This window comes from Opitutia bacterium ISCC 52, from assembly GCA_014529675.2.
GTDB lineage: Bacteria > Verrucomicrobiota > Verrucomicrobiia > Opitutales > UBA2995 > UBA2995.
The window spans coordinates 2,693,220-2,713,754 of record CP076040.1 but is presented as its reverse complement, the minus strand read 5'-3'; the positions used below and the strand labels follow the sequence as shown (position 1 = coordinate 2,713,754).

The 20,535-nt window shown below is 49.2% G+C and carries 18 protein-coding genes; 9 read left to right on the top strand and 9 right to left on the bottom strand.

Features of this window, described 5'->3' with window-relative positions:
* Positions 1–56: 56 nt before the first annotated feature.
* From GA003_11540 to GA003_11515, 6 genes are all read right to left on the bottom strand, one after another.
* Positions 57–1,337, bottom strand: a complete 1,281-nt coding sequence (locus tag GA003_11540; GenBank protein QXD26673.1) for a hypothetical protein — start codon at positions 1,335–1,337, stop codon at positions 57–59.
* 130 nt (positions 1,338–1,467) lie between these two features.
* Entirely contained in the window at positions 1,468–1,755 is a 288-nt protein-coding gene (locus GA003_11535) for a DUF1330 domain-containing protein (GenBank protein ID QXD26672.1), read from the bottom strand.
* 17 nt (positions 1,756–1,772) lie between these two features.
* Positions 1,773–2,030 carry a GlsB/YeaQ/YmgE family stress response membrane protein gene (locus GA003_11530; protein ID QXD26671.1) on the bottom strand — a complete coding sequence of 86 codons (258 nt, stop codon included), beginning with the start codon at positions 2,028–2,030 and terminating at the stop codon, positions 1,773–1,775.
* A gap of 91 nt (positions 2,031–2,121) precedes the next feature.
* A complete protein-coding gene (locus tag GA003_11525) occupies positions 2,122–3,024 on the bottom strand; it encodes an ABC transporter permease subunit (GenBank protein QXD26670.1) in 903 nt (300 codons plus the stop codon).
* 265 nt (positions 3,025–3,289) lie between these two features.
* The gene (locus GA003_11520) at positions 3,290–4,288 is read right to left on the bottom strand and encodes an ABC transporter permease subunit (GenBank protein ID QXD30420.1); all 999 of its coding nucleotides are present in this window, start codon (positions 4,286–4,288) and stop codon (positions 3,290–3,292) included.
* A gap of 58 nt (positions 4,289–4,346) precedes the next feature.
* The gene (locus GA003_11515; GenBank protein ID QXD26669.1) at positions 4,347–6,008 is read right to left on the bottom strand and encodes a peptide ABC transporter substrate-binding protein; all 1,662 of its coding nucleotides are present in this window, start codon (positions 6,006–6,008) and stop codon (positions 4,347–4,349) included.
* Positions 6,009–6,416: 408 nt separating this feature from the next.
* Between GA003_11515 and GA003_11510 the strand changes: the two genes are divergently transcribed.
* The 5 genes from GA003_11510 to GA003_11490 all read left to right on the top strand — a co-directional run bounded on the left by GA003_11510 (position 6,417) and on the right by GA003_11490 (position 12,455).
* The gene (locus tag GA003_11510) at positions 6,417–7,187 is read left to right on the top strand and encodes an ATP-binding cassette domain-containing protein (GenBank protein ID QXD26668.1); all 771 of its coding nucleotides are present in this window, start codon (positions 6,417–6,419) and stop codon (positions 7,185–7,187) included.
* A complete protein-coding gene (locus GA003_11505; GenBank protein ID QXD26667.1) occupies positions 7,184–8,374 on the top strand; it encodes an ABC transporter permease in 1,191 nt (396 codons plus the stop codon). Before GA003_11510 ends, GA003_11505 begins: the two co-directional genes overlap by 4 nt.
* A gap of 294 nt (positions 8,375–8,668) precedes the next feature.
* The gene (locus tag GA003_11500; GenBank protein QXD26666.1) at positions 8,669–9,103 is read left to right on the top strand and encodes a DUF5069 domain-containing protein; all 435 of its coding nucleotides are present in this window, start codon (positions 8,669–8,671) and stop codon (positions 9,101–9,103) included.
* Between the two features lie 603 nt (positions 9,104–9,706).
* Positions 9,707–11,506 (top strand): dihydroxy-acid dehydratase, encoded by a 1,800-nt coding sequence (locus GA003_11495; GenBank protein ID QXD26665.1) that lies wholly within the window; start codon positions 9,707–9,709, stop codon positions 11,504–11,506.
* A 199-nt stretch (positions 11,507–11,705) separates the two neighbouring features.
* Positions 11,706–12,455 carry an endonuclease/exonuclease/phosphatase family protein gene (locus GA003_11490; protein ID QXD26664.1) on the top strand — a complete coding sequence of 250 codons (750 nt, stop codon included), beginning with the start codon at positions 11,706–11,708 and terminating at the stop codon, positions 12,453–12,455.
* Positions 12,456–12,602: 147 nt separating this feature from the next.
* On the opposite strand, the gene GA003_11485 is transcribed toward GA003_11490, so the two are convergent.
* A complete protein-coding gene (locus GA003_11485) occupies positions 12,603–13,097 on the bottom strand; it encodes a histidine phosphatase family protein (protein QXD26663.1) in 495 nt (164 codons plus the stop codon).
* Positions 13,098–13,364: 267 nt separating this feature from the next.
* Here GA003_11485 and GA003_11480 point away from each other — a divergent pair, with 267 nt between their 5' ends.
* The 3 genes from GA003_11480 to GA003_11470 all read left to right on the top strand — a co-directional run bounded on the left by GA003_11480 (position 13,365) and on the right by GA003_11470 (position 16,642).
* Positions 13,365–15,095 (top strand): hypothetical protein, encoded by a 1,731-nt coding sequence (locus tag GA003_11480; protein ID QXD26662.1) that lies wholly within the window; start codon positions 13,365–13,367, stop codon positions 15,093–15,095.
* A 47-nt stretch (positions 15,096–15,142) separates the two neighbouring features.
* Positions 15,143–16,306 carry a hypothetical protein gene (locus GA003_11475; protein ID QXD26661.1) on the top strand — a complete coding sequence of 388 codons (1,164 nt, stop codon included), beginning with the start codon at positions 15,143–15,145 and terminating at the stop codon, positions 16,304–16,306.
* Positions 16,307–16,450: 144 nt separating this feature from the next.
* Entirely contained in the window at positions 16,451–16,642 is a 192-nt protein-coding gene (locus GA003_11470; GenBank protein QXD26660.1) for a hypothetical protein, read from the top strand.
* A gap of 114 nt (positions 16,643–16,756) precedes the next feature.
* Here GA003_11470 and GA003_11465 read toward each other — a convergent pair whose 3' ends face one another.
* Positions 16,757–16,864, bottom strand: a complete 108-nt coding sequence (locus tag GA003_11465; protein ID QXD26659.1) for an SWIM zinc finger family protein — start codon at positions 16,862–16,864, stop codon at positions 16,757–16,759.
* A 38-nt stretch (positions 16,865–16,902) separates the two neighbouring features.
* Here GA003_11465 and GA003_11460 point away from each other — a divergent pair, with 38 nt between their 5' ends.
* Positions 16,903–19,692, top strand: a complete 2,790-nt coding sequence (locus GA003_11460; GenBank protein ID QXD26658.1) for a hypothetical protein — start codon at positions 16,903–16,905, stop codon at positions 19,690–19,692.
* On the opposite strand, the gene GA003_11455 is transcribed toward GA003_11460, so the two are convergent.
* Positions 19,686–20,534: a fructosamine kinase family protein gene (locus GA003_11455; GenBank protein QXD26657.1), complete on the bottom strand. Its 849-nt coding sequence runs from the start codon at positions 20,532–20,534 to the stop codon at positions 19,686–19,688. The two genes, GA003_11460 and GA003_11455, sit on opposite strands and share 7 nt — an antisense overlap.
* Position 20,535: the final 1 nt, after the last annotated feature.

Genomic DNA, 20,535 nt, shown 5'->3' with positions numbered 1-20,535 from the left:
CTATGTGAAGTGGGTTGACCTTGGAAAGCAGATTGTTGCTCCTGACACAGATTGCTTTAGCCCTTTGAATGCAGATCTACGAATTCCTGGAGGGTGGGTTCCAGTTCGTCTCCCGTCACTCGTTTGAAAATCAAAGCATCGTTGGGGGGAGATTTGCCGGTGCTCTTTTTGATTTCTTCGCACATGCTAAAGACGAAACGGTCTCCGTATCGATCAGCCAAAAATTGAACCAATAGAGTGGACCAGTATATGTTTCTTAGATTAAAGGATTCTTTATAATTCCCAAATCCATTTGCAGGTGCTGATTCCTCCTCCCAAATAATAGGGTTATAACGAGAGCCGATCTTTCTAATGTGCCAGGTCGTCCAATCATTTTTTTGAAGCTCACGCACGGCTGTTTTTCCCAGTGATTCTTCGAAAGCTTGAAAGACGACATTGGCTGCTAGTCCGCGTTGCAGGGCTGTGGATTGGTATTGCCCCCATTCATCTGCAAAGATCTCCCCACGTGCCAATATATAGAGTGCGTGAACATCGGCCAGGTCAGAGAAAAAATACTCCTGCAAGATATGATAGAAGCTATCCATCGTGGTGCGGTAGGCACTGAGGTAAGCTGGGAGTTCAGCATCCAGGTTGTTTTGTAGTTCTTCAGATAGGATGACCGGGTAGGTGACCTCGAAGGGCTTTAAATCTCGTCTATCGATTTCAGTCAGATGCAAAAAGCCCTTTGGGTTGTAGAATCCGGTCTGCTCTTGAAGTTGGATTCCCATTTCGAAGTCTAACCGAAGATCTCGGGCCTTGGGTCGATCTTGAAATATCAGATTCCAATTAAAAAACAGGCGGGATTCAACCTCGTCGGTCTCAGGATTTATGCGAACATTCTCGAGCGGCTTTCTGGCAAGCCGGTATCTTAGGTCCGACTCTTTCCAAACGTTGATGCGTTTTAACTGAATGGGTTGTTGTCGTTCCATCCATTTCAAGAGTGTGTCCAATACATCCAATCGATCTTGGTATCCGTCAATCAAGCCAGCAGGTGTGTAGGAGAGTCCCGCCAGTGCGGAGAGTCGGCTTAACTTACGGTCCTTGTCTCGCTTCGCTTTCTGCAGATAGCTCCGCATAGCGTGGATGTTCTCATCGTAAATTTGATTATTGATGCTTGGAAGTGCATGGAAGAAGGCTTCAACGACCTCGTTCTTTTTTGAATACGGACGATTGCGAAGGGCATCCATCACTTCCGGTTCGGCGTAAATGATAAAATCCTCCAAGTCCATCAGCGTATTTTCAGAATCAGAAGTCTTGGCCCATGACTCTGAGAAAATCAATACGCCTAGGCCAACCATCAGCCATGTTGTCGTTCTTTGCGTCGTGAGCCTTCTCATTCTCTCTCCAAAATGTGCATACTACTCCCCTGAATAGTATTCCTAGTAAAAGGCCGATAAATGACTAAACCCTTCACTTCTTTTTGCAGTTCTAAAGTCCGTCGAAGATTATGAGGTTGGTATTCGATGTTCTATGACGAATGGCCATTACAGGGGCATACTCGGGGTCGTCGTAAAACGCTTCAGCAGATGCCCGGTCGGGGAATTCTAGAAGAACGGTTCGTTTGGGCTGCCAGGATCCTTCCCTGACGGTGCATTCTCCGCCGCGGGCTCTATAGACACCCCCATGTTTTGCTACAAGCGCTGGTACTTGTTTAATATATTCCTGATAGTCTTCCGGATTCTGGACTTCGATGTAAGCAAGAATAAATGCAGCCATAATAGTCTGGAAAAGCGTTATTTCTTTTTCGTGACCAGGCCGACCACAAAAATCAACACCAAGGCACCTACGCTCGCAGTGATAATGGGTCCGATCCATTCCCCTCCGATGCTAATTCCAATCAGGCCAAACAAGCAGCCGCCAACTACAGCTCCGACGATTCCAAGGATGATGTTCTTTATGATGCCGAATCCACCGCCTTTGGTGAGTTGACCGGCGAGCCAGCCGGCAATGGCTCCAATGAGGAGTGTAACAAAGAGTTGTTCTAGTTCCATTCGGTTACTTTCTGATTGAGATTTACTTCTTTAAGAAACCAAGACCCTAGCTAAAAGGGGTCCGTCTGGCAATCCGGTAGTCTGCCTGGATTTAGCGCCTGCTATCTTTGGGATCTAGTGCATCACGCAATCCATCCCCAAAGAAATTGAGCGAGAATAAGGTCATGGAAAACAAAAGGGCGGGGAATATAAGCTGCCAGGGATAGATTTCCATACGCTCTGCACCATCCTTAATCAATGAACCCCATGAGCTCATGGGAGGTTGCACACCCATGCCAAGGAAACTGAGTGCCGATTCGAGCAGCATGACGCTGGGCACCGTTAAGGTGGAGTATACGATCACCGGACCCAGCACATTGGGAATGAGGTGCTTTTTAATAATGGACGATTTCTTGGAGCCTAAAGTAAGTGCTACTTCGACAAATTGTTGGACCTTGAGGTGAAGCACCTGGCCTCGAACGATACGGGAGAGGGTCAACCATTCGACGCAACCAATCGCTACGAAGAGCAGGATAATGTTCCTTCCAAAATAGACGGTGAGCAGAATCACAAAAATGAGAAAGGGCAGTGAGTAGAGGATGTCCACGATACGCATCATGACCATGTCCGTCTTCTTTCCCAGGTATCCGGCGATGGCTCCGTAGGTGACGCCAATGGCGATCGATACACAGGTGGCCGCAAATCCTACTCCAATGGATACACGACCTCCATACAGGATGCGGATAAATAAATCCCGTCCCAGATCATCTGTGCCCAACCAATGGCTCCAACTGGGAGCGCTGGCGCCCAATTGCAGGTTTTGCTCATCGTATTGCAAACCTGTGATGAGCGATATAACCGGGGCCAGGAAACAAAGCAAACCCACCACCGTAAAGAACAGCATCCCGAAAAACGCCAAACGATTCTCTTTCAATCGATGCCACGCATCCCCCCACAAGGAATAGGTTTCCTCCTCAAGCGGCATAGCTGCTGTATCTGTAATTTCGGTACTCATGTTAGTTCGGGCTGGCCCAAAAAAGATATTCCGGTCGGCAGCAAGCCACCTCCTTCGACCCTAACACTCACACATCGAAATGTAGGAGGTAGCTTGCTGCCGATTTGTTTGCTTTCTGAAAATTCATCAACATATGAGCCGCGCACTAACCTGTAGGCCCGAGAATGAGCACGGTCATAAGTCCCACGAGGTTCATCTCCCCAGATTCTTCCCATCCATATTCCCATTTTTAAATCTTCCGTGCTCATTCGTTTCGATCTCCAAATCAATTGAATTTGAGTTTCGGGTTCATGAGCACAATCACGATATCCACGATTAAATTGAGGATAATGATCAGCACGGCGTAGAAGAGCACCGTTCCGAGAACCAGCGTGTAATCCCTATTCAACGCCGCATTGATAAAATGACGTCCCAGGCCCGGAATCTGAAAGATAGTTTCGATGATAAAAGATCCGGATAGAACCCCTGCCATGACCGGCCCCAGGTAGGAAATCACGGGCATCAGTCCTGCGCGTAGGGCGTGTTTGGTTGTCACAATGAAGGTGCTCAAGCCTTTCGCTCGTGCGGTCCGAATGTAATCTTGGTTTAAGACTTCGAGCATCCCTCCTCGGGTGAGACGAGCCATTCCAGCAGCGTAGTATAGTCCCAGTGTCACGATGGGTAATACCCGGTAAGGAATATCATCCATCCAGTGGAAACTGCCGATTGATCTCCAGCCGATTACTGGAAACCATTCCAGCCACAGCCCAAATACCAGGGCGAATATGGGCCCGAGGACAAAGGAGGGTAGGCAGATGCCGGCCATCGCCATCGACATGGGTAAATAATCTAAGAGGGTATTCTTATTCAGCGCGGCCACGGTGCCTGCGGGAATCCCGATCAGAAGGGCCAGCAGGATGGCAAACATTCCCAATTGGAAGGATACGGGAAATGATTCTGCAATCAGCTCGTTCACGGTGCGGCCTTCATAGCGGGTCGATGGTCCCAGATCGCTTCCCAGCCCCTCTTTGAGGTCAAACTTCATCAGCGCCGGGATATTCAGCTTCTTCGGGCAAATTTTGACCATGTAGTTCCAATACTGAACAGGCAGCGGGTCGTTGAGCCCATAGTGCTCATTCAGGGCTGCTAGTATATGCTCGGGAATCTTACGTTCAGCGCTGAACGGTCCTCCGGGGGCCAGGCGTAGCATGAAAAATGTCAGCGTAATGATTACGATCAGTACCGGAATGGCCTGGAGCAATCGTATGAGCGTAAACTTTAGCATAGATGGATAAGCAGCGTGGGTGGTCAGGCGTGATTTCTGAACCAAGGTTTAGCTTTATCTACTCTCCGCTCGGCTCAAGCCAAATATATTTCATATTCCGATTATCCAGTAGTTTCGGATTCCAGTTCTTCAGAGTGGGGTGAATCAGGTAGGGACGGGTATAAATGTAGATGGGCAAGATCGGTAGTTCGTCCATAAGGAGGTCCTCCGCTTCCCGGAGCATCGCATAGCGTTTTTCGTCGGTTCCCGCCATGGGTGCGGTTGCGATTAATTCGTCGTATCGGGCGCTCGACCAGCCTGTATCATTATTCCCATTACCCTTGGTGAACATTTCGAGGAAGGTGTAGGGGTCTACGTAATCGCCGATCCAGCCTGCTCGGCTGATGTCGTAGTCTAGATTCGATTGGGCATCGAGGTAGACCTTCCACTCCTGATTGTGAATGCCCACTTCAATTCCGAGTGAGGTCTTCCACATCTGCTGAATGGTTTCGGCGATGATTTTGTGTTGTTCGAAGGTGTTGTAGAGAATGTCGAACACGGGGAATCCTTCACCGTTGGGATACCCGGCCTCTGTGAGTAGACGCTTCGCTTCTTCGGGATCGTATTGGAAATACTGTTTGCTGGTGTAGCCGCTGATGCCCATGGGCACGTAGTGGTAGGCGGGAATCTGGCCTCCTCGCAGAACGTTTTCGGTGATCTTTTCACGGTCGATGGAAAGGAGTAAGGCTCGCCGCACTCGTTTGTCGGAGAGAGCATCCCCGCGCGATACGTTGATTCGGTAGAAATAGGAGCCTAGGTAGGGATCGGTTCTCACTTTCTCCGGCAGGTTTTTTTGGTAGTCCTGGATCTTAGAGAGTTGTATGTCGTGCGTTTTGTGCAGGCCGTCTGAAACGAAGAGGCGATTTTCTGTATCCGTGCTTTCGATTGGGAAAAAGCGGATACCGTTCAGTTTGACGGTATCGGCGTCCCAATACTCGGGATTTCTTTCTACCTCTAGTACTTGATTCGTGACCCAGCTTTTCAGGCGGAAAGGACCATTGCCTACATGGTTATTGAGTTGGAACCAGCGTCCATTTCGGCTGGTTTTCCCTCCATGCGCTTCGATTGTGGGGGGATGAACGGGAAACCAGGAGTAATGCTTCAGCATCAGAGGGAAATAAGGCATCGGTGCTATTAAACTGATCTCAAGAGTCTTCTCATCGATCGCCTTGAATCCCACTTCATCCCAGGACATCGGTGTGTGATTGGGATCTTCAACGCTTAGGGATTCGTGATAATCTTTGGCGTTTTTCACCACGAACAGCATCGTTACGTACTGCGCGGCCAGATTCGGGTCGAGCATACGCTGGTAGCTATAGATGAAATCCTGGGCGGTGATGGGGTCGCCGTTGGACCATTTACCATTGGGTTGCAGGTAGAAAGTGTAGACGTCGCCGGCCTCGTTCGTCTCGAAACGCTCTGCTAAGCCAGGCTCGATCGCAGTATCATCGGAAGGGTGGTAGGCAATCAGGCCTTCCATGATCGAGGTAATGACATGGTTTTCCGGCACTCCAGTGGCCACCTGTGGGTCGAGGGATTGCGGTTCGGCGTGATTTCCCAAGAGCAGGATGCCTGCTTCAGCAGCCTGTTCGACTCCCGATTTTCTGGGTCCACACCCGCTGATAAAAAGGAGGCCGAGAAGGAAAGTCAGATTTGCTATGAATAAGTGGGTAAACTTCATGGTTTGGTATTAAGTGTGGAGAATTAGATATAACTTAGATAAATGCCATAGCGATTTTTGTACCTAACCAAGGCGGGTTGTGTTGAATGGCTCAGTAGACCCTTGCAACACGAGTCAACGCTGGTTGACACAAAAAGCGCATGGCCCACCGGGCGAGGCGGCGAAAGGTGGCTGGCAGCGTTTGCTACAAAGTATTTGGGCCGTTAGGCCCTAATGCGAGTAGCAGCCTCTCCAGAAGCCCAACGGCGCTCTCGCATTTATTCAAGGAATTTCTAAGTCACCACACCAAACAAGCGCCAGAGCTCTAATCCAGTAAAAAGCTTCTTTAACTTTTTTATCATCCAGCATGGGTAAATTTCCTCATTGCATTTTGATTTGTTACCTCAACCCTCTTTCCCTTCATCCCAAATGATCCAAGTAGAAGGTATTTCCAAAGTCTTTAAAAAGGCTGAGACGAATAAGCAAAAAGTCTACCGCACTGCACCGAAGACCACTTTCTCTGCAGTAGACAATGTGTCCTTCACTTGCCAGCCGGGTAGGATCTATACGCTGCTTGGCCCCAATGGAGCGGGCAAGACGACCGCATTGCGGATTGTCGCCAGTATGCTCCAACCCACCACTGGCACGGTAAAGATCTGTGGCGTAGACGTAACCCAGGACGCTCGGGCGGCCCGGGCCAAACTGGGATTTCTTACTGGGTCGACAGGTCTTTACGATCGGCTGACGCCTCGGGAGACGCTCAAGTACTTTGCGGCCCTGCACCAAGTCGAAGACAGCGTGACTCAGGAACGCATGGAGCAATTGATCGATCGCTTGGCCATCGGAGAGTTTGCCGATCGTCGTGTGGGAAAATTGTCGATGGGGCAAAAGCAACGCGTGTCTATTGCACGGACGCTCATGCATGATCCAGAAGTTATTATCTTTGATGAGCCAACCAACGGTCTGGATGTGCTTACCTCCCGTACGATCATCGAATGGATCCGCGAGTGCAAACAAGCGGGGAAGACGGTGATCTTTTCAACCCACATCATGGGTGAGGTGAGTTTGCTCAGTGACGATCTTGGAATCATTCACAACGGCAAACTTTGTTACGACGACAGCTTTGAGAATTTTAAGAGTCAGTTCGGTCAGCACTCATTGGAAGATGCCTTCATCTCGATCCTGGAGGACGCGTCATGAAGATTATCTGGGCTGTATTCAAAAAAGAAGGACTGGACACTTTGCGTGACCGCCGGGCCATCATCGCGATGATTGTCATCCCGATGGTCATCTTCCCGGTGATCTTCGGAGGTCTTGGTTTTTTTGCCATCAAGGAGGTTAAGAAAGCCCAGGAGAAAGTATTAAAGATTGGATTGGTGCAGGCACCAGAAAGTCCACTTGTTGATTCGCTGACCGACCAAGAGGGATTTGAAATAAGCGAATTGCCGTCAGGTAGCGATGCCGAGGATCAGGTCGATAATAACGGCTTGGATGCCGTGATTGTTTTTAGCGCATCTTTTGCTGATGAGTTGATGGGAACCGGAGCAGGGGAGTTATCGCTTCACTACCGATCCACAGGCAATGGAGGCATATCGCGCAATCGTATCATGGATGTGATCCGCGACTATCAAACCTCAGTTAGAGAGACACGGATCAAGGATCTGGGGTATACGCTCGATTTTATTAATCCCGTTAAAGTGGACTTTCAGGATACGGCTACACAGCAGGAACAAATTGGTGAAGCGATCGGTGGGTTTATTCCATACCTCTTCATCATCCTTTGTTTCACGGGTGCCATGTATCCGGCTATCGATCTGGGGGCAGGGGAGAAAGAACGCGGAACCTTGGAGACGCTGCTTACTTCGTCCGCTCCGTTGATTCAGATCATCTTGGGAAAGCTGGCGCTCATTGTTTGCTCAGGCTTGTTCGCCGCCAGTTTGTCTATGACCAGTATGGGGCTGGCTATGATGTCCATGGGATCGCGTATCGGTGAATTTGCTTCGCAGATCGGGCCTATGTTGCAGCCCTTGAATATACTTTTGTTTTTCTCGCTCCTGTTTCCACTCACCATTTTCTTCGCCTCCTTTTTGATGACGCTTTCCTTCTTTGCCAAAAGTTTCAAAGAAGCGCAGAGCATCATTTCTCCTATAATGGCCTTGATCTTTATTCCCCTCATTTTCGGAATGATGCCTTGGGTGAAGCTCACTTATGTCACCGCCGCAGTTCCAATTCTCAACATCTCGCTGGCGAGTAAGGCCATTTTCTCAGGAAATGTGGAATGGGGTCCCGTGGCTGTCGTTTATGTTTCGCTGATCGCCTTGGCTGGAATTGGATTTGTGGCTTGCACTAAGCTGGCTGCTAAAGAAAACATCTTATTTCGCTCATAATCTAAGAATTTTAGCAGACGGACTCGGTAGAAATTAGAAATGTTAGTGAAGAATATGCCGCTATTTGATTTCGAGCCTCCTTACTATACGAACCGAGTCCATCCTCAGGCTGACGTGTCGTTTTATCCTCCCTCTTTATTCAGTCACGCACTTATGTGCGCTCTTTCGCACTGTTCCGGTTCTCTTCGAGCCGGTCTTGTCGTTGCTCCAGGAATCGGAACAGTCGTCAAATACAACATCGCAACTCTGTTAAAACCTTAGATTAAAAAGTTTCTACCTGCTTGGTTTATCCCAATGAGAGATCCTAACGATACCGCTGACCTACCTTCACCTTATTATCCACATCCTGCGTTTGGGTTGCTTCACCTGCCGCGCTTCATCGCAAAGATTCGGCTGCACTTGAAAGACGAACTGCCAAAAGGATACCAACGCAACTTCACGCGGGGCTTTGACGGTTTTCTCTGTTTGCACTTAGGAATCGAACCTAAAGCGGTTATCGAATTGGTTAAGACCGCCGCGGACGATGATGAAGTGACTGAGCGCCTGAAGGGCATACTTCCTGAAGACACCCAGCGACACATCTGGAATCGTAAAGTCGTCCAGATGGGGATGAGTGAGGAAGGTCAGATTGCCTTGCAGAAATCTCGCGATCATATGGGGGTGTCCGACCGAATGGATATTCGGTCGTTTGCGGATATGATTGAGTACGATGAGGGTCGTATCGACTAACTCCCTCCAGCTCCTTCACCAGAGGTGCTCAATGTGGAATTGGATTAGAATATTATTGGATATCGTCGAAGATGCGAATTACGCAGACGTGTGTATTGAGCCCCTCTTCGGTCCAATATGCCATTTTAGTATCCCTCCCTTCTCAGTCACGCACAGCAGTGCGCTCCTTCGTCTCTCGGTCTTCAAATCTGACATCTTGAATCCGTGAAGAAGCTGGAGGGCCTCGTCGAAACCATCGGGTCTCTGACTTTTCTGCAGGAGGTAGCTTGCTGCCGAATCCAGCGCGCTCGGCGGTCTTGCAAGGTCGCCCTGCCATTTCTGTATGCCAGGTAGGGCAAGAGCGCGTGCCTTGCCATAGCCGGAAGGCGACGGTTGGTCTCGCTCTGCCGTTTTCAGTTTGTTCAAATCACTTATATAATTGGCAAACAAAAGAGGGCAAAAATAGCGTGGCTTAATTTCTTTTCCGTCTAACTGTCTTTATATCAAAATCTTTTTTCTCGGCGCCCTCGGCGAGATGCTCTAACATTTCTGTATGACAGATAGGTCAAGAGCGTCCTCGCTCTGCCGCTTTCAACTGATCAAGTATCCCAATTATTCCCCAACATGAAAAAGAAACAACGTAGCGACTTCTTACGTGATATCGGTGGCTGTCCGGCAGCTATGTGGCATGGCTGGATGCGGCAGGCGGTCAAGGCTGACTTCCGTGACGGACCTGGCTCTGAATACGCGTCCGACTACACGGGCCCCACTATCCTGATTATGTATGGGGGCGGTGAAACGAATCTGTGTAATCTGCATCATCGGAAACTGGCTGAGGAGGCTGCGGGTCATTTATGGAAGATCCACCATAAGATGGCTGCTGTTGAGCCCGTGGCTGCTGTGACGGATGCCATCTCTATGGGTCATGCTTACGAGGACGAGCCTCGGCTTGGAGCCATGGGGTATTCGCTATTCTCGCGGGAGATGTTTGCTTCCTCCATCGTGCAGCAGGTGGAGATTAATTGTGCGGACGCCGTGATCATTATCACCGGCTGCGACAAAACGGTGGCGGGAGGATTACTAGCGGCTTCCTGGTTAAAAGACTTACCGGTTGTGGTGGTTCATGGTGGAACCATTCGTGCGGGTTGTTCCTTGAGTGGTCGCAGTATTGAAATCGAAACGGCCAATGAGGTGGCCGGTATGCTCGCTGCAGGCAAAGTGGATCAGGCCGAACACGACGACATTCTTATTCGCTCGCTTCCATCACCGGGCGGTTGTGGCATTATGGCTACTTCCAATACCATGGCCTGCATTGGTTCCGCATTGGGGATTTCTATTTTTAATAGTGCCAGTACCCCTGCCATGGATACGGATCATGTGTCCGTATTTCCAAAGAAACTGGAGGAGGCTCGCGAAGCAGGCGACTGCCTGGTAAAGATGATGGAAGAGGGGCGAACCGTCGGTGATTGTGTCGATGAACGTTCCTTTCGCAATGCAGCGGTTATGTTGCACGCCGTCGGGGGCAGCACCAATGCGGTTATTCATCTCCCAGCGATTGCCGAAGGGTTTGGGATTCCGTTTGGATTAGAAAATATCCGTGAGACGTCCGATACCCCAGTGCTCCTCAACTTGTTGCCAGCGGGCCGATATGTGATGGTTGACTTATTCGAGAGGGCCGACGGCATAGCCCCGCTGGCCAAGTACATGGTCGAGCAAGGATTATTAGACGGCGAAGCGCAAACGATCACAGGTTCAAGTCTGGCGTCCGAACTCAGCGAGACGCCATTGCCGGAATTTTTGAATCCTCAAACCGATGTGATTCGTTCACTTGAAGCACCTTTGAAAACCAAGTCTTCCCTCTGTGTGGTGACCGGTGATAACTCAACGGAAGACAAGTCCAGTATCGCAACTCTGGGTTCAGTTTTTAAACTCAATGCCAACGTTCGCCAGTTCGATGGAACGGCTCGGGTGTTTGATCATGAAGGCAAAGCCGTCGAGGCAGTCCTCAGTGGAACCATCGTTCCCGGAGATGTCATCGTACTTCGTTATCAGGGAGTATCTGTGGGATGTCCTGAACTGCTTCGCCTGACCGCTGCATTGAGCGGCATGGGGACCGATTCCGAAATCGCTGTGGTTACGGACGGACGCCTTTCCGGAGTGTCACGCGGGACCTTGGTCGTACACGTGGAGCCCGAAGCCTGGAGCGGGGGACCCATCGCCTTGATCGAAGAAGGAGATCGCATCACACTTAATGGTGATGCTGAAAGTTTGTTTGTCCATATTCCAGCCGACGAAATGAAGCAACGGGCCGACGCCTGGGAAAAGCCATCCATCGATCTTCCACGCGGCCCCATGCGCATCGCCGCCCAGATTGTTCGCCCTCTCGCTGAAGGTGCTATTTGGTGGTCGAAGGATCCAAACTAGAAATCTAATGACCAATACCTAGCTGAATTCGAAGTAGTTTCTGCCACCTCTCTATTGGACAGGTCGGCGTTCTAGAATAGAAATGAAAATTAAAGCTGAGAATCAATCTGGCCGCTTTACCCTAGAAAGATCAAAGCAGGTGTGGCTCTGCCTTCTCAGTCTCTTCGTGATGATCCTTGTTGGGGGTTGTAGAACGAGCATGGACTACTGGCAAAAAGAACAACACACCCTTCGGGTAGTTTCCTACAACATCAAACATGGTCGTGGGATGGATGGTGTGGTTGATTTGAACAGGATCGCTGACGTTATACGGAAGCTGGACCCAGATTTGTTAGCCCTGCAGGAAGTGGATAAGTTTTGTGAGAGGAGTGGGTCGAGAGACATTGCCAAAGAACTTGGCGAAATGCTGAACATGGAGCACAGCTTCGGCAAATTCATGGACTATCAGGGAGGTGAGTATGGAATGGCGGTACTATCACGTTTTCCAATCAAGGAGTCCTATCGCCACCCTCTGCCTGATGGAGCTGAACCACGTTGCGCTTTGGAAGTTGAGGTGCAGGTCGATGGTATGCGATCCCCCCTCTCGTTCGTCGGCATTCATAACGACTGGACGAATGAAGCAATTCGGGTCAAACAAATTGACGCGCTACTCACAGCGATCCAAGATCGACAGCATCCGATTATTCTTGCAGGTGACTTCAATGGTGAAAGGTCAGACCAATCCATGCAGCCCCTTCAAATGGCTCCATGGACCATCCTGGGTAAAGGAGATGAAAAGACCTTTCCTTCGGACGATCCTAGGGTAGAGATTGATTTTATCGTCCTTCGCGGTTTTCCAGAATCGTCCATCGAACATGATGTGATCGATGAAAAGGTCGCCTCTGATCATAGGCCCATCTTAGCTTCCATTACTTTCACAGAACCAGTTTCTGAAAATATACCGCTCTAGACACCAGGTATCCTGTGAAGGAGGAGGCGTTCATTGAAGCCATGATAGTAAGAGTCTAGATGAACAGCGTTTGAAACCGCACTTCTAAACCTCGGGATGCAAAAGATTTTTGATTATTTACACCCAGTTTGCAATGGATGCGGTGGCCTAACGAAACATTTTGGGCGTCAAAATGGCCTTAGTCGTTCCAGTCTCAGGAGTGATCTCCTTCCAAGACTCGGTGGGCAGCTCAATTTGCACGTATCCGCAGGTGGGCAAGTTGTCGATCGATTGATCACCCATGCCGTTGGCGAACCCGGTCATCGCGGGATTGTGGCCCACCAGGACGATCGATGTTATTCCATTATCCAAGTCCAGACAGTAGTCAAAAAGGTCTTGACTGCTAAAGGTGTAGAGCTTGCGTTCGGTTGACCAGGTGATGCTTCGATCCGGCAAGGCGGCTGCGAGACCCTCGATGGTATTTTGAGCCCGGATAGCAATGCTGCAGTGGATGGTTTCAAAGTCGCACCCTGCATCAAGGATTTGAGCTGCCATGACCGCGCAGACTTCGCGACCTCGATTGTTCAAAGGTCGTTCAACATCGGATAATCCTGGGTGGTTCCAACTGGATTTGGCGTGGCGAATGAGGTGAACCGTTTTCATAGACTTTTCTGGAACTTACGTATTCTTACGGAGGATACAGTGCTATAAAAAGCCCGGTCGTTCCGGGTCGCAAGTGAGTTTATTTATAAATAGGGGGTGCCCGGAACGCTTTTGGCGAACCTCCTCACGGGTACCCCCTTACAGCTCGGCTTAAGTAACCTATAGTAATAAGATGGATGACCTCGGATCTTATTTCGTGAAGAGCTTGAAATATTCAGTGGACCTGCCTTTTCTCTTGTTGAATCCTTCGTCCCGTCCTGCTCATCTATGGAAGAAACGTTAAAGCTACTTAGACAACCCAAGCGTCAGATTGGATTTATCGTTACCTTGGGCCTGGCCTGCCTCTTTTTCTATTCTTTACCCCAACGGCCCTTTGAAGGGCAGGAATTAAATGGACAGTGGTACAGTGTTCTCCCTCCGATCATGGCGGTCGCTTGTGCCTTGTTTTTTAGAAACCTGGTCATTGCCCTGCTAGCGGCCTTTTTTGCCGGGACCTTTCTCAGTTATGGCTTCAATCCATTTGTCGCCATCCCCAAGGGAGTGGATACCTTCCTCATCGAGAACCTAAGGAACGCATTTAACATTTTCATATTTGTGTTTCTGTTCGCGCTGGTAGGCATGATTCACGTGACCTACCGGAGTGGTGGGATTCACGGACTGGCCGAAAAGCTCATCGTCCTCGCTCGCGGTCGGCGGAGTACCAAATTGGCCGCCTTTTTTGCCGGAATGATCATCTTCTTTGACGACTATTCCAATACCGTGGTGGTGGGGTCGACCATGCGGGCGCTGACAGACAAGTGGAAGATTTCGCGGGAGAAGTTGGCTTACCTGGTGGATTCTACGACGGCCCCGATTGCAGGATTGGCGATATTGTCCACCTGGATTGCTTTTGAGGTCTACCTGTTCTCCCAAATGTCCCAGACCATAGGACTGGAAGAAGGAGGCTATGCCATATTTGTGAAGAGTGTCCCGTATCGCTTCTATTGCTGGGGAACGCTGATATTTCTGTTTATCTCCTCCGTCAGCGATCGCGATTACGGTCCTATGTATGAGGCTGAAAAACGAGCCGCCGAGACCGGGAAGGTGCTGCGAGATGGGGCAAAACTGATAATTTCAGAAAAAAATGAAATCTTGGAGCCTGAATCAGGACAGCGGCGCTTGGCCCGGAATGCAGCGCTGCCCATCATTTGGGTGATATTGGCCATTTTCTCCGGCATATTGCTCATTGGCCGCTACCGAATGCTGGGGGAGGGCGTATCGTTTTCCTTTGGATCGATGGAGGATTGGCGGGAGGCGTTTGGTTACGCTACTAATCCTGCCTATGGCGAATCGGGGTCCATGAAGATCTTGGCAATTGCTGCCCTCACCGGAGGGTTTTGGGCCATTCTGTTGGCTTCCTTGAGTAAAGTGCTCAAGCCGCGCAAAGCGTTTAAAGCCTACCTCCAAGCATTTCCGACCTTATGGATGGCGGCCTTCATTTTAATCATGGCCTGGGGAATGAAGGAGATTTGTACCACGGGCCTCCATACGGATAAATACCTTTTCTCCTTATTGGGTGACCGGTTGCCGGTTTGGACACTGCCGCTTCTCACATTCTGCATTGCCTCCGGAATGGCTTTTGCCACGGGAACAAGTTTTGGGACCATGGGGATTCTCATTCCTGTGATTTTACCGCTGGCCTACAGCTTGGGTGCTTATGACGGTGAGACCAATCTCTACTTCTGGCTAACTTCTGCCGCTATTCTCGACGGTGCTATATTCGGTGATCATTGTAGTCCGATCAGTGACACCACCGTACTTTCCTCGATTGCCTCCGGCTGTGATCATATTGATCACGTGAGTACGCAAGTGGTCTATGCTGTTTCTGTCATGCTTATGGCGGCGGTGACCGGTTATTTGTCCATGGGTATAGGCTTTCCGTTGTGGTCATTTTTCATCTTATTTCCTTTGCTCACCTTGATACTACTTTTCCTGATTGGGAAAAAAGTCGTCAATTAATGAGCGCAAATTGAATTAATCGAAGTTTGAAGCTTCCTATCTTTCACATGCTAAGCAAAAGGAGGACATTGACCCTGCTTCCAGCCGTTATCCTGGCTCTGGCAGCGTGGCTTTGGTTGAGGAACGGGTCTGAGGAGAACCATCGTGAAGTCGGTGAATCGATTGAAACGTTTGAGAAGAGCGAAGTGTCCCAGTCTTCTATTGATTCAAGAGTCAAAGAGGCGAATACTCCCGCCACGGTTGATCAGATTGTTACCGAATTAAACGGCTCCCTTGAACTGCTAAAGCAAGCGCATGGAGCTGCTGAGGGGCAGGAGATTATCTCTCAAATGTTTGACTCCTTGAATGAATACACTGTCGGTGATGCCAGTCGTGCGATCGTCCAAGTTCTCAATACCAAAGAGGATGCCTTGGCTTTTGGACGATTTGCTCCTGGTCCAAACGGTTTTCTGAATGCCTGTCCTTCTTATAGAACTGCCTTGCTCGATCAGTTGGAGAAATTGGATCCGGTGGCAGCTCTGAAAATGGGGAAATCTATTCTGACTGAATCGGAAAATGCGGATGAATGGGCTCTCTCCTTGCGGATGGTTTCCCGAAATGCTCGCTCCACTGAGGATCTCGAATTTTTGCAGGGTAAAGTGCAGGAATTACTGCATAAAGAAGCGTGGCTAGATGATCCGACTTTTTCGTTCCTTCATGCCTTCGATGCTACGGTAGATGACGGACGGGAAATTACTATTCAGCGCTTGGGAGAGTTACTTGATTCTAAAGATGATCGTGCCGTGGCTCATGCGGCCACTGTTTCTCTAGACCGTTTATTTCAAAATCAAACTCTCGCAGGAGTAGAGTTTGTGAACTCGCATCCAGAGTTCTTAAATGAAGCCAAAGGCTTTCGGGCCTCTTTGATGGCGCGTATTGATCCGTCCGATACGCAGGAAGTAACCTTGGTTGAATCATATTTGGGGAATAGCTCATTCTCGAATGAAGAGAAACGGACGTTTTTTCAGCTGTTTCCCAACTTTAATTCTACTTTTTCCTATAATTTGATTCATGAGTCTAAGATTCCTACACGCTCTGAAATGCGTGAAGCCAGCATAGCAGCTGTTGGGCAATTGTCTATATGGGCAAATGAAAATCGGTACCCAGAATACCAAAACGATATTTATCAGGCCATGGATCGTCTGGCCAAAGCGTGGAAGCTAAAACTATGAGGATTCTTCTTATTAGATTAACCTGGCTCTGCTGTTTGTTTATGGCGGTGGAAGTGGTTGCTGAGTCAGAACCCATCGAATCCTCGGATGTGAGTGAAGCTCCCTATGCATATGTAGGCCGCTTGTTTGCCTCAAGCTCTGAAAATGGAGCGAAGCAATCGGGTAGTGGAACCGCTGTGGGTCCCGGAGTGGTGCTCACTGCTGCGCATGTGTATTGGACAGAAGCCTGGGGGATGGATGATGAGTCATTACCAGATGGCGCTTCGCCCTGGTTGGCGTATCAAGAGTGGGTTCCTCAAGCAAGTGCCTCCTCGGATGAAAGCTATGACAATGTAGTCTCAGTCGTGAGCTTGGCCGGTTACGATGATGCCTTACATGAATACGATGAGAATCGGAATGATGGCACATCTCCGTTCGAAGCATTTAATAGGGATTCTCTTCTTCTGATCTTTAGTGACGATGAAGCCACGCCCTATGGCTACATGGCCATGCATCCGCGTGCGTTGGAATCTGGCTTGTTGGGCAATCGCAATTTCTACGAAGTAATCGGGTATCCATCTGCCAAATACTCGGGGGGAGATTCACGCAAATGGGTGATGCATAAAACGACGGAAACCGAACCGATTGTTTTGAGTGGGGTTCCCTCTTCGGTTTACGACGGCGGCTACTCATTTGCGAATAGTCTCTTCTTTGGTGGGGAGCCATTAGATAGCTATGCAGGTAATAGCGGTGGCCCTACTGTATTCCGAGCCCGTGCAACTGAGCCTTGGTACATGATGGGAGTCTATGTGGGGTCGAATGCTCTGATTAGAGCTGCAGATCAAGAGTTATCGGATATGGTGGACATGGCAGTTGTCGCGCAGTTTGACGAGGCGGATCCTCGTTTTCGTTTCATGGCTGCTTCGGTTACTGTTGGGGAAGGGGATGGCACCCTAACGCTAGGCGTTGAACGATTAGGTGATGCAGCGGCTGGCGCTATCGTGGCGATAGAAACGGCTAATTTTATGGCAGAGCAATCTAGCGACTATGGAGACTTGAATTCTCTGTTCTGGGCTGAAGGAGAATCGGGGATCAAGGAAATCGAAATAAGTATTTTAGAGGATGAACTTCGTGAAGGGCCCGAATCTTTTCTACTATCATTAAATGTCGTAGATGCAGATGTGGAGGGTCCAAGCAGCTTACATGTGACTATCGAAGATAATGATCTTAATCAGCCACTCGATATGTGGACCACCATTGATGAAGTAGGCTCAGTCAATTACAGCGAGGTTGTTTTTGGCAAAGGAGTATTTGTTAGCGTGGGCTTGGATAATGCAGTTTATTGGACTCCTGGTTATGAAGAGGTGGGAGTTTATGAATTCCCCAATATCAACCGTTTGTTCCAGGTGATCTATGGAAGAGGGTTATTTGTCGGGTCTGGTGATGGTCCTGAAATCATTGTATCGGACAATGGAAAGGATTGGGAGATAGTCACGCTTCCTACTTCTATAAGTCTTATGTCTGTCCAATATGGAAATGGGCGGTTCGTTGGAGTCGGTGGAATTAGTGCGCTATCTTCAAGCCAGGGCGAAGTCTGGGTGTCGGAAGATGCACGTAGCTGGACGAAGACCTACGATGAGCAGCATGATCGATTCGAAGACATCGAGTTTGGAAACGGAATCTTCCTGGCCTTAGCGGGGGAAGACTTTTACCGGAGTCCTGATGGCTTGGCCTGGGAGAAAATTGAGACGGTGGGCCTTGGCGGAGAACCCGGAGATTTTGAGTTTGGCGCGGGGCGGTTTGTGAATGCCGGGCGTCAGGGGAGAATTCACTATTCGATCGACGGTGAAATTTGGACTCAGGTTCGTGAAGAGGATAAAGAAGCTTGGTATGGGGTTGGCTACCGTAATGGTTATTTCCTTACAACAGGTATTGGGGGTAAGCTTTCTACCTCTGAGGACGGAGGTGTAACCTGGGTGGATCGATATCCAGATACAAGCCAAAGCCTTTGGCATGGAATCACTGCTATGGGGAAAATGGTAGTGATTGGAGACAACGGCCACTTGATGGAGGCCTTGTTGCCTGAGTATTTCGATTATCGCCTTGAGCCATATGATCAATCAGTGGGTGAAGTAGATCCGGTTACTTTTATGGCTGAATTTGTGAGTTCCGATCCAGGCCCCTATAGTTTTCAATGGCAGAAAGACGGAGTCGATATTCCCGGAGAGAATACTGAGATCCTAGTGATAAATTCTGTGACCACGAGCGAAGCAGGAGAGTATCAGTTAATAACTTCTCTGGCTGGAAAGGATTACCCCAGCTCGATTGCCACACTTGATATAAAATTAAAAATTAATCCTCCGGTCAATCTGGTTGCTGCGACTGCGACGAGTAGGGGAGTTTCGCTTTTGTGGGAGGATGATTCTTTTGGTGAGTCTCAGTACCGCGTGGATCGTCGGATCTTAAGTGAAAATAGCTGGGAGTTCGTCATAGACCTAGAACCTAACACTACCAGGTTTATTGATCTGCGGTTACTGCCCGATACCGAATATGAATACAGGGTAAGCACCTTGGCCGAAGGTAATACGGACGTTTCTGCTGTCACGACTGTGAAGACGCTTTCTGCTACGAATTTTATAAATTTATCAACTCGCGGATTAGTGGGTAGCGGTGCTGATGTTATGATCGGAGGCTTTACTATACCACCTGGCCCGGACATGACTTTGTATATCCGAGGGCTTGGGCCGAGTCTTCAGAGTAGTGGAATATCTAATACGATTCTAAATCCGACTCTAAGGTTGGTTCGCTCACAGCAATCAAATCCGTTTGAGTTGGTGAATGATGACTGGATGGTTGCATCCAATGCTGCGGAGATTTTGGATGCTGGCTTGCCGCCTACGGATGGTAGTGAAAGTGCTATATTGGCTACGTTGCCACCTGGCGGTTATACGGTGATTTTGAGTGCGGGTGAAAATGAACCACAAGCAGTAGGTATGGTGGAGATCTATGATATAACTACAGATTGTTCGAGCTGCCGGATCACCAACCTATCCACTCGTGCTTTGGTCTCTTCGGGTGAGGCACTTATGATTGGTGGACTGGTCATTTCAGGAATCGCTGAGAAAGAAGTTTATGTGCGCGCTCTTGGCCCTAGTTTAACTGATATTTCGGCACGGCTTCAAGATCCCGGCTTGAAAATGGTTCCAGCTGACGGTGGTGAAATGATATTGGAGGACTGGATGGATTCCTCGCAGGCAGACCGAATTATTGACCTTGGTCTACCTCCTCCCGATGAAAAAGAAGCCGCTGAACTGTACCGTTTAACCAGTGGGATATACACCTTTCAGGTGTCCAGTGAAGATTCTGTTCCAGGAGTGGCCTTGCTGGAGTTTTTCGAAGTTCAATGATCTAAGAGACTTAGGAGGAAACTGACGGTTTCCTTGGCTTGGTTCCCATACCCACCACCAAAGAGGTAGAAGTGGTTCAACTCGTGGTAGATGTTGTAGAGTCGTTTCCGATGGGAGTACCCTTCGTGGATGGGGTATGACTCCTCGTAGGCTTTATAGAATTCCCCACTAAAGCCTCCAAACATCTCTGTGAATGCCAGGTCTGCTTCGCGGTCTCCAAAATAGCAGCCCGGGTCAAAAAGTATTGGATGCCCATCCTCGTCAAAACCGACATTTCCTCCCCAGAGGTCCCCATGAAGGAGGGAGGGGTGTGGGGCATAGTCCTCGAAGAATTCTCCCAGGTGTTTCAAGAGCGTTTCTTTCCCTGGAATGCAAAGTCCTTTCAGCTCGCACAGATTCATTTGGAACTCGAGCCGGTGTTTCCTGAAAAATGTTATCCAATCAGTTTCGCGACTGTTTTTTTGTGAAGTGAGTCCGATGTTGTTGTCGATTGACCAGCCAAAATATTCCATTTCAGCTTGGTGCATAGTCGCAAGTTGTGCTCCGAGCTCTTGCATACTTCCGGGTTGAGCACTTTCCATCGGAATATATTCCATGACGAGAACGGCTTGATCATCTATCAAGTCATGAAAGTAGACTTCAGGGCAGCGGATGGTATCAGTCGCACGGATGGCTTCCAGTCCCTGTGCTTCTGCTGAAAACATGGTAAGCCTGTCTGCCTGATTAGCTTTAATAAAGAAATAGCCGTCGCTGGTTTCTAAAGCACTGGCAGTGTGAATGCATCCGCCTGACACGGATCGGTGAGACCTATACGCGATTGGCTTGTTGAGTTGATCTGACAAT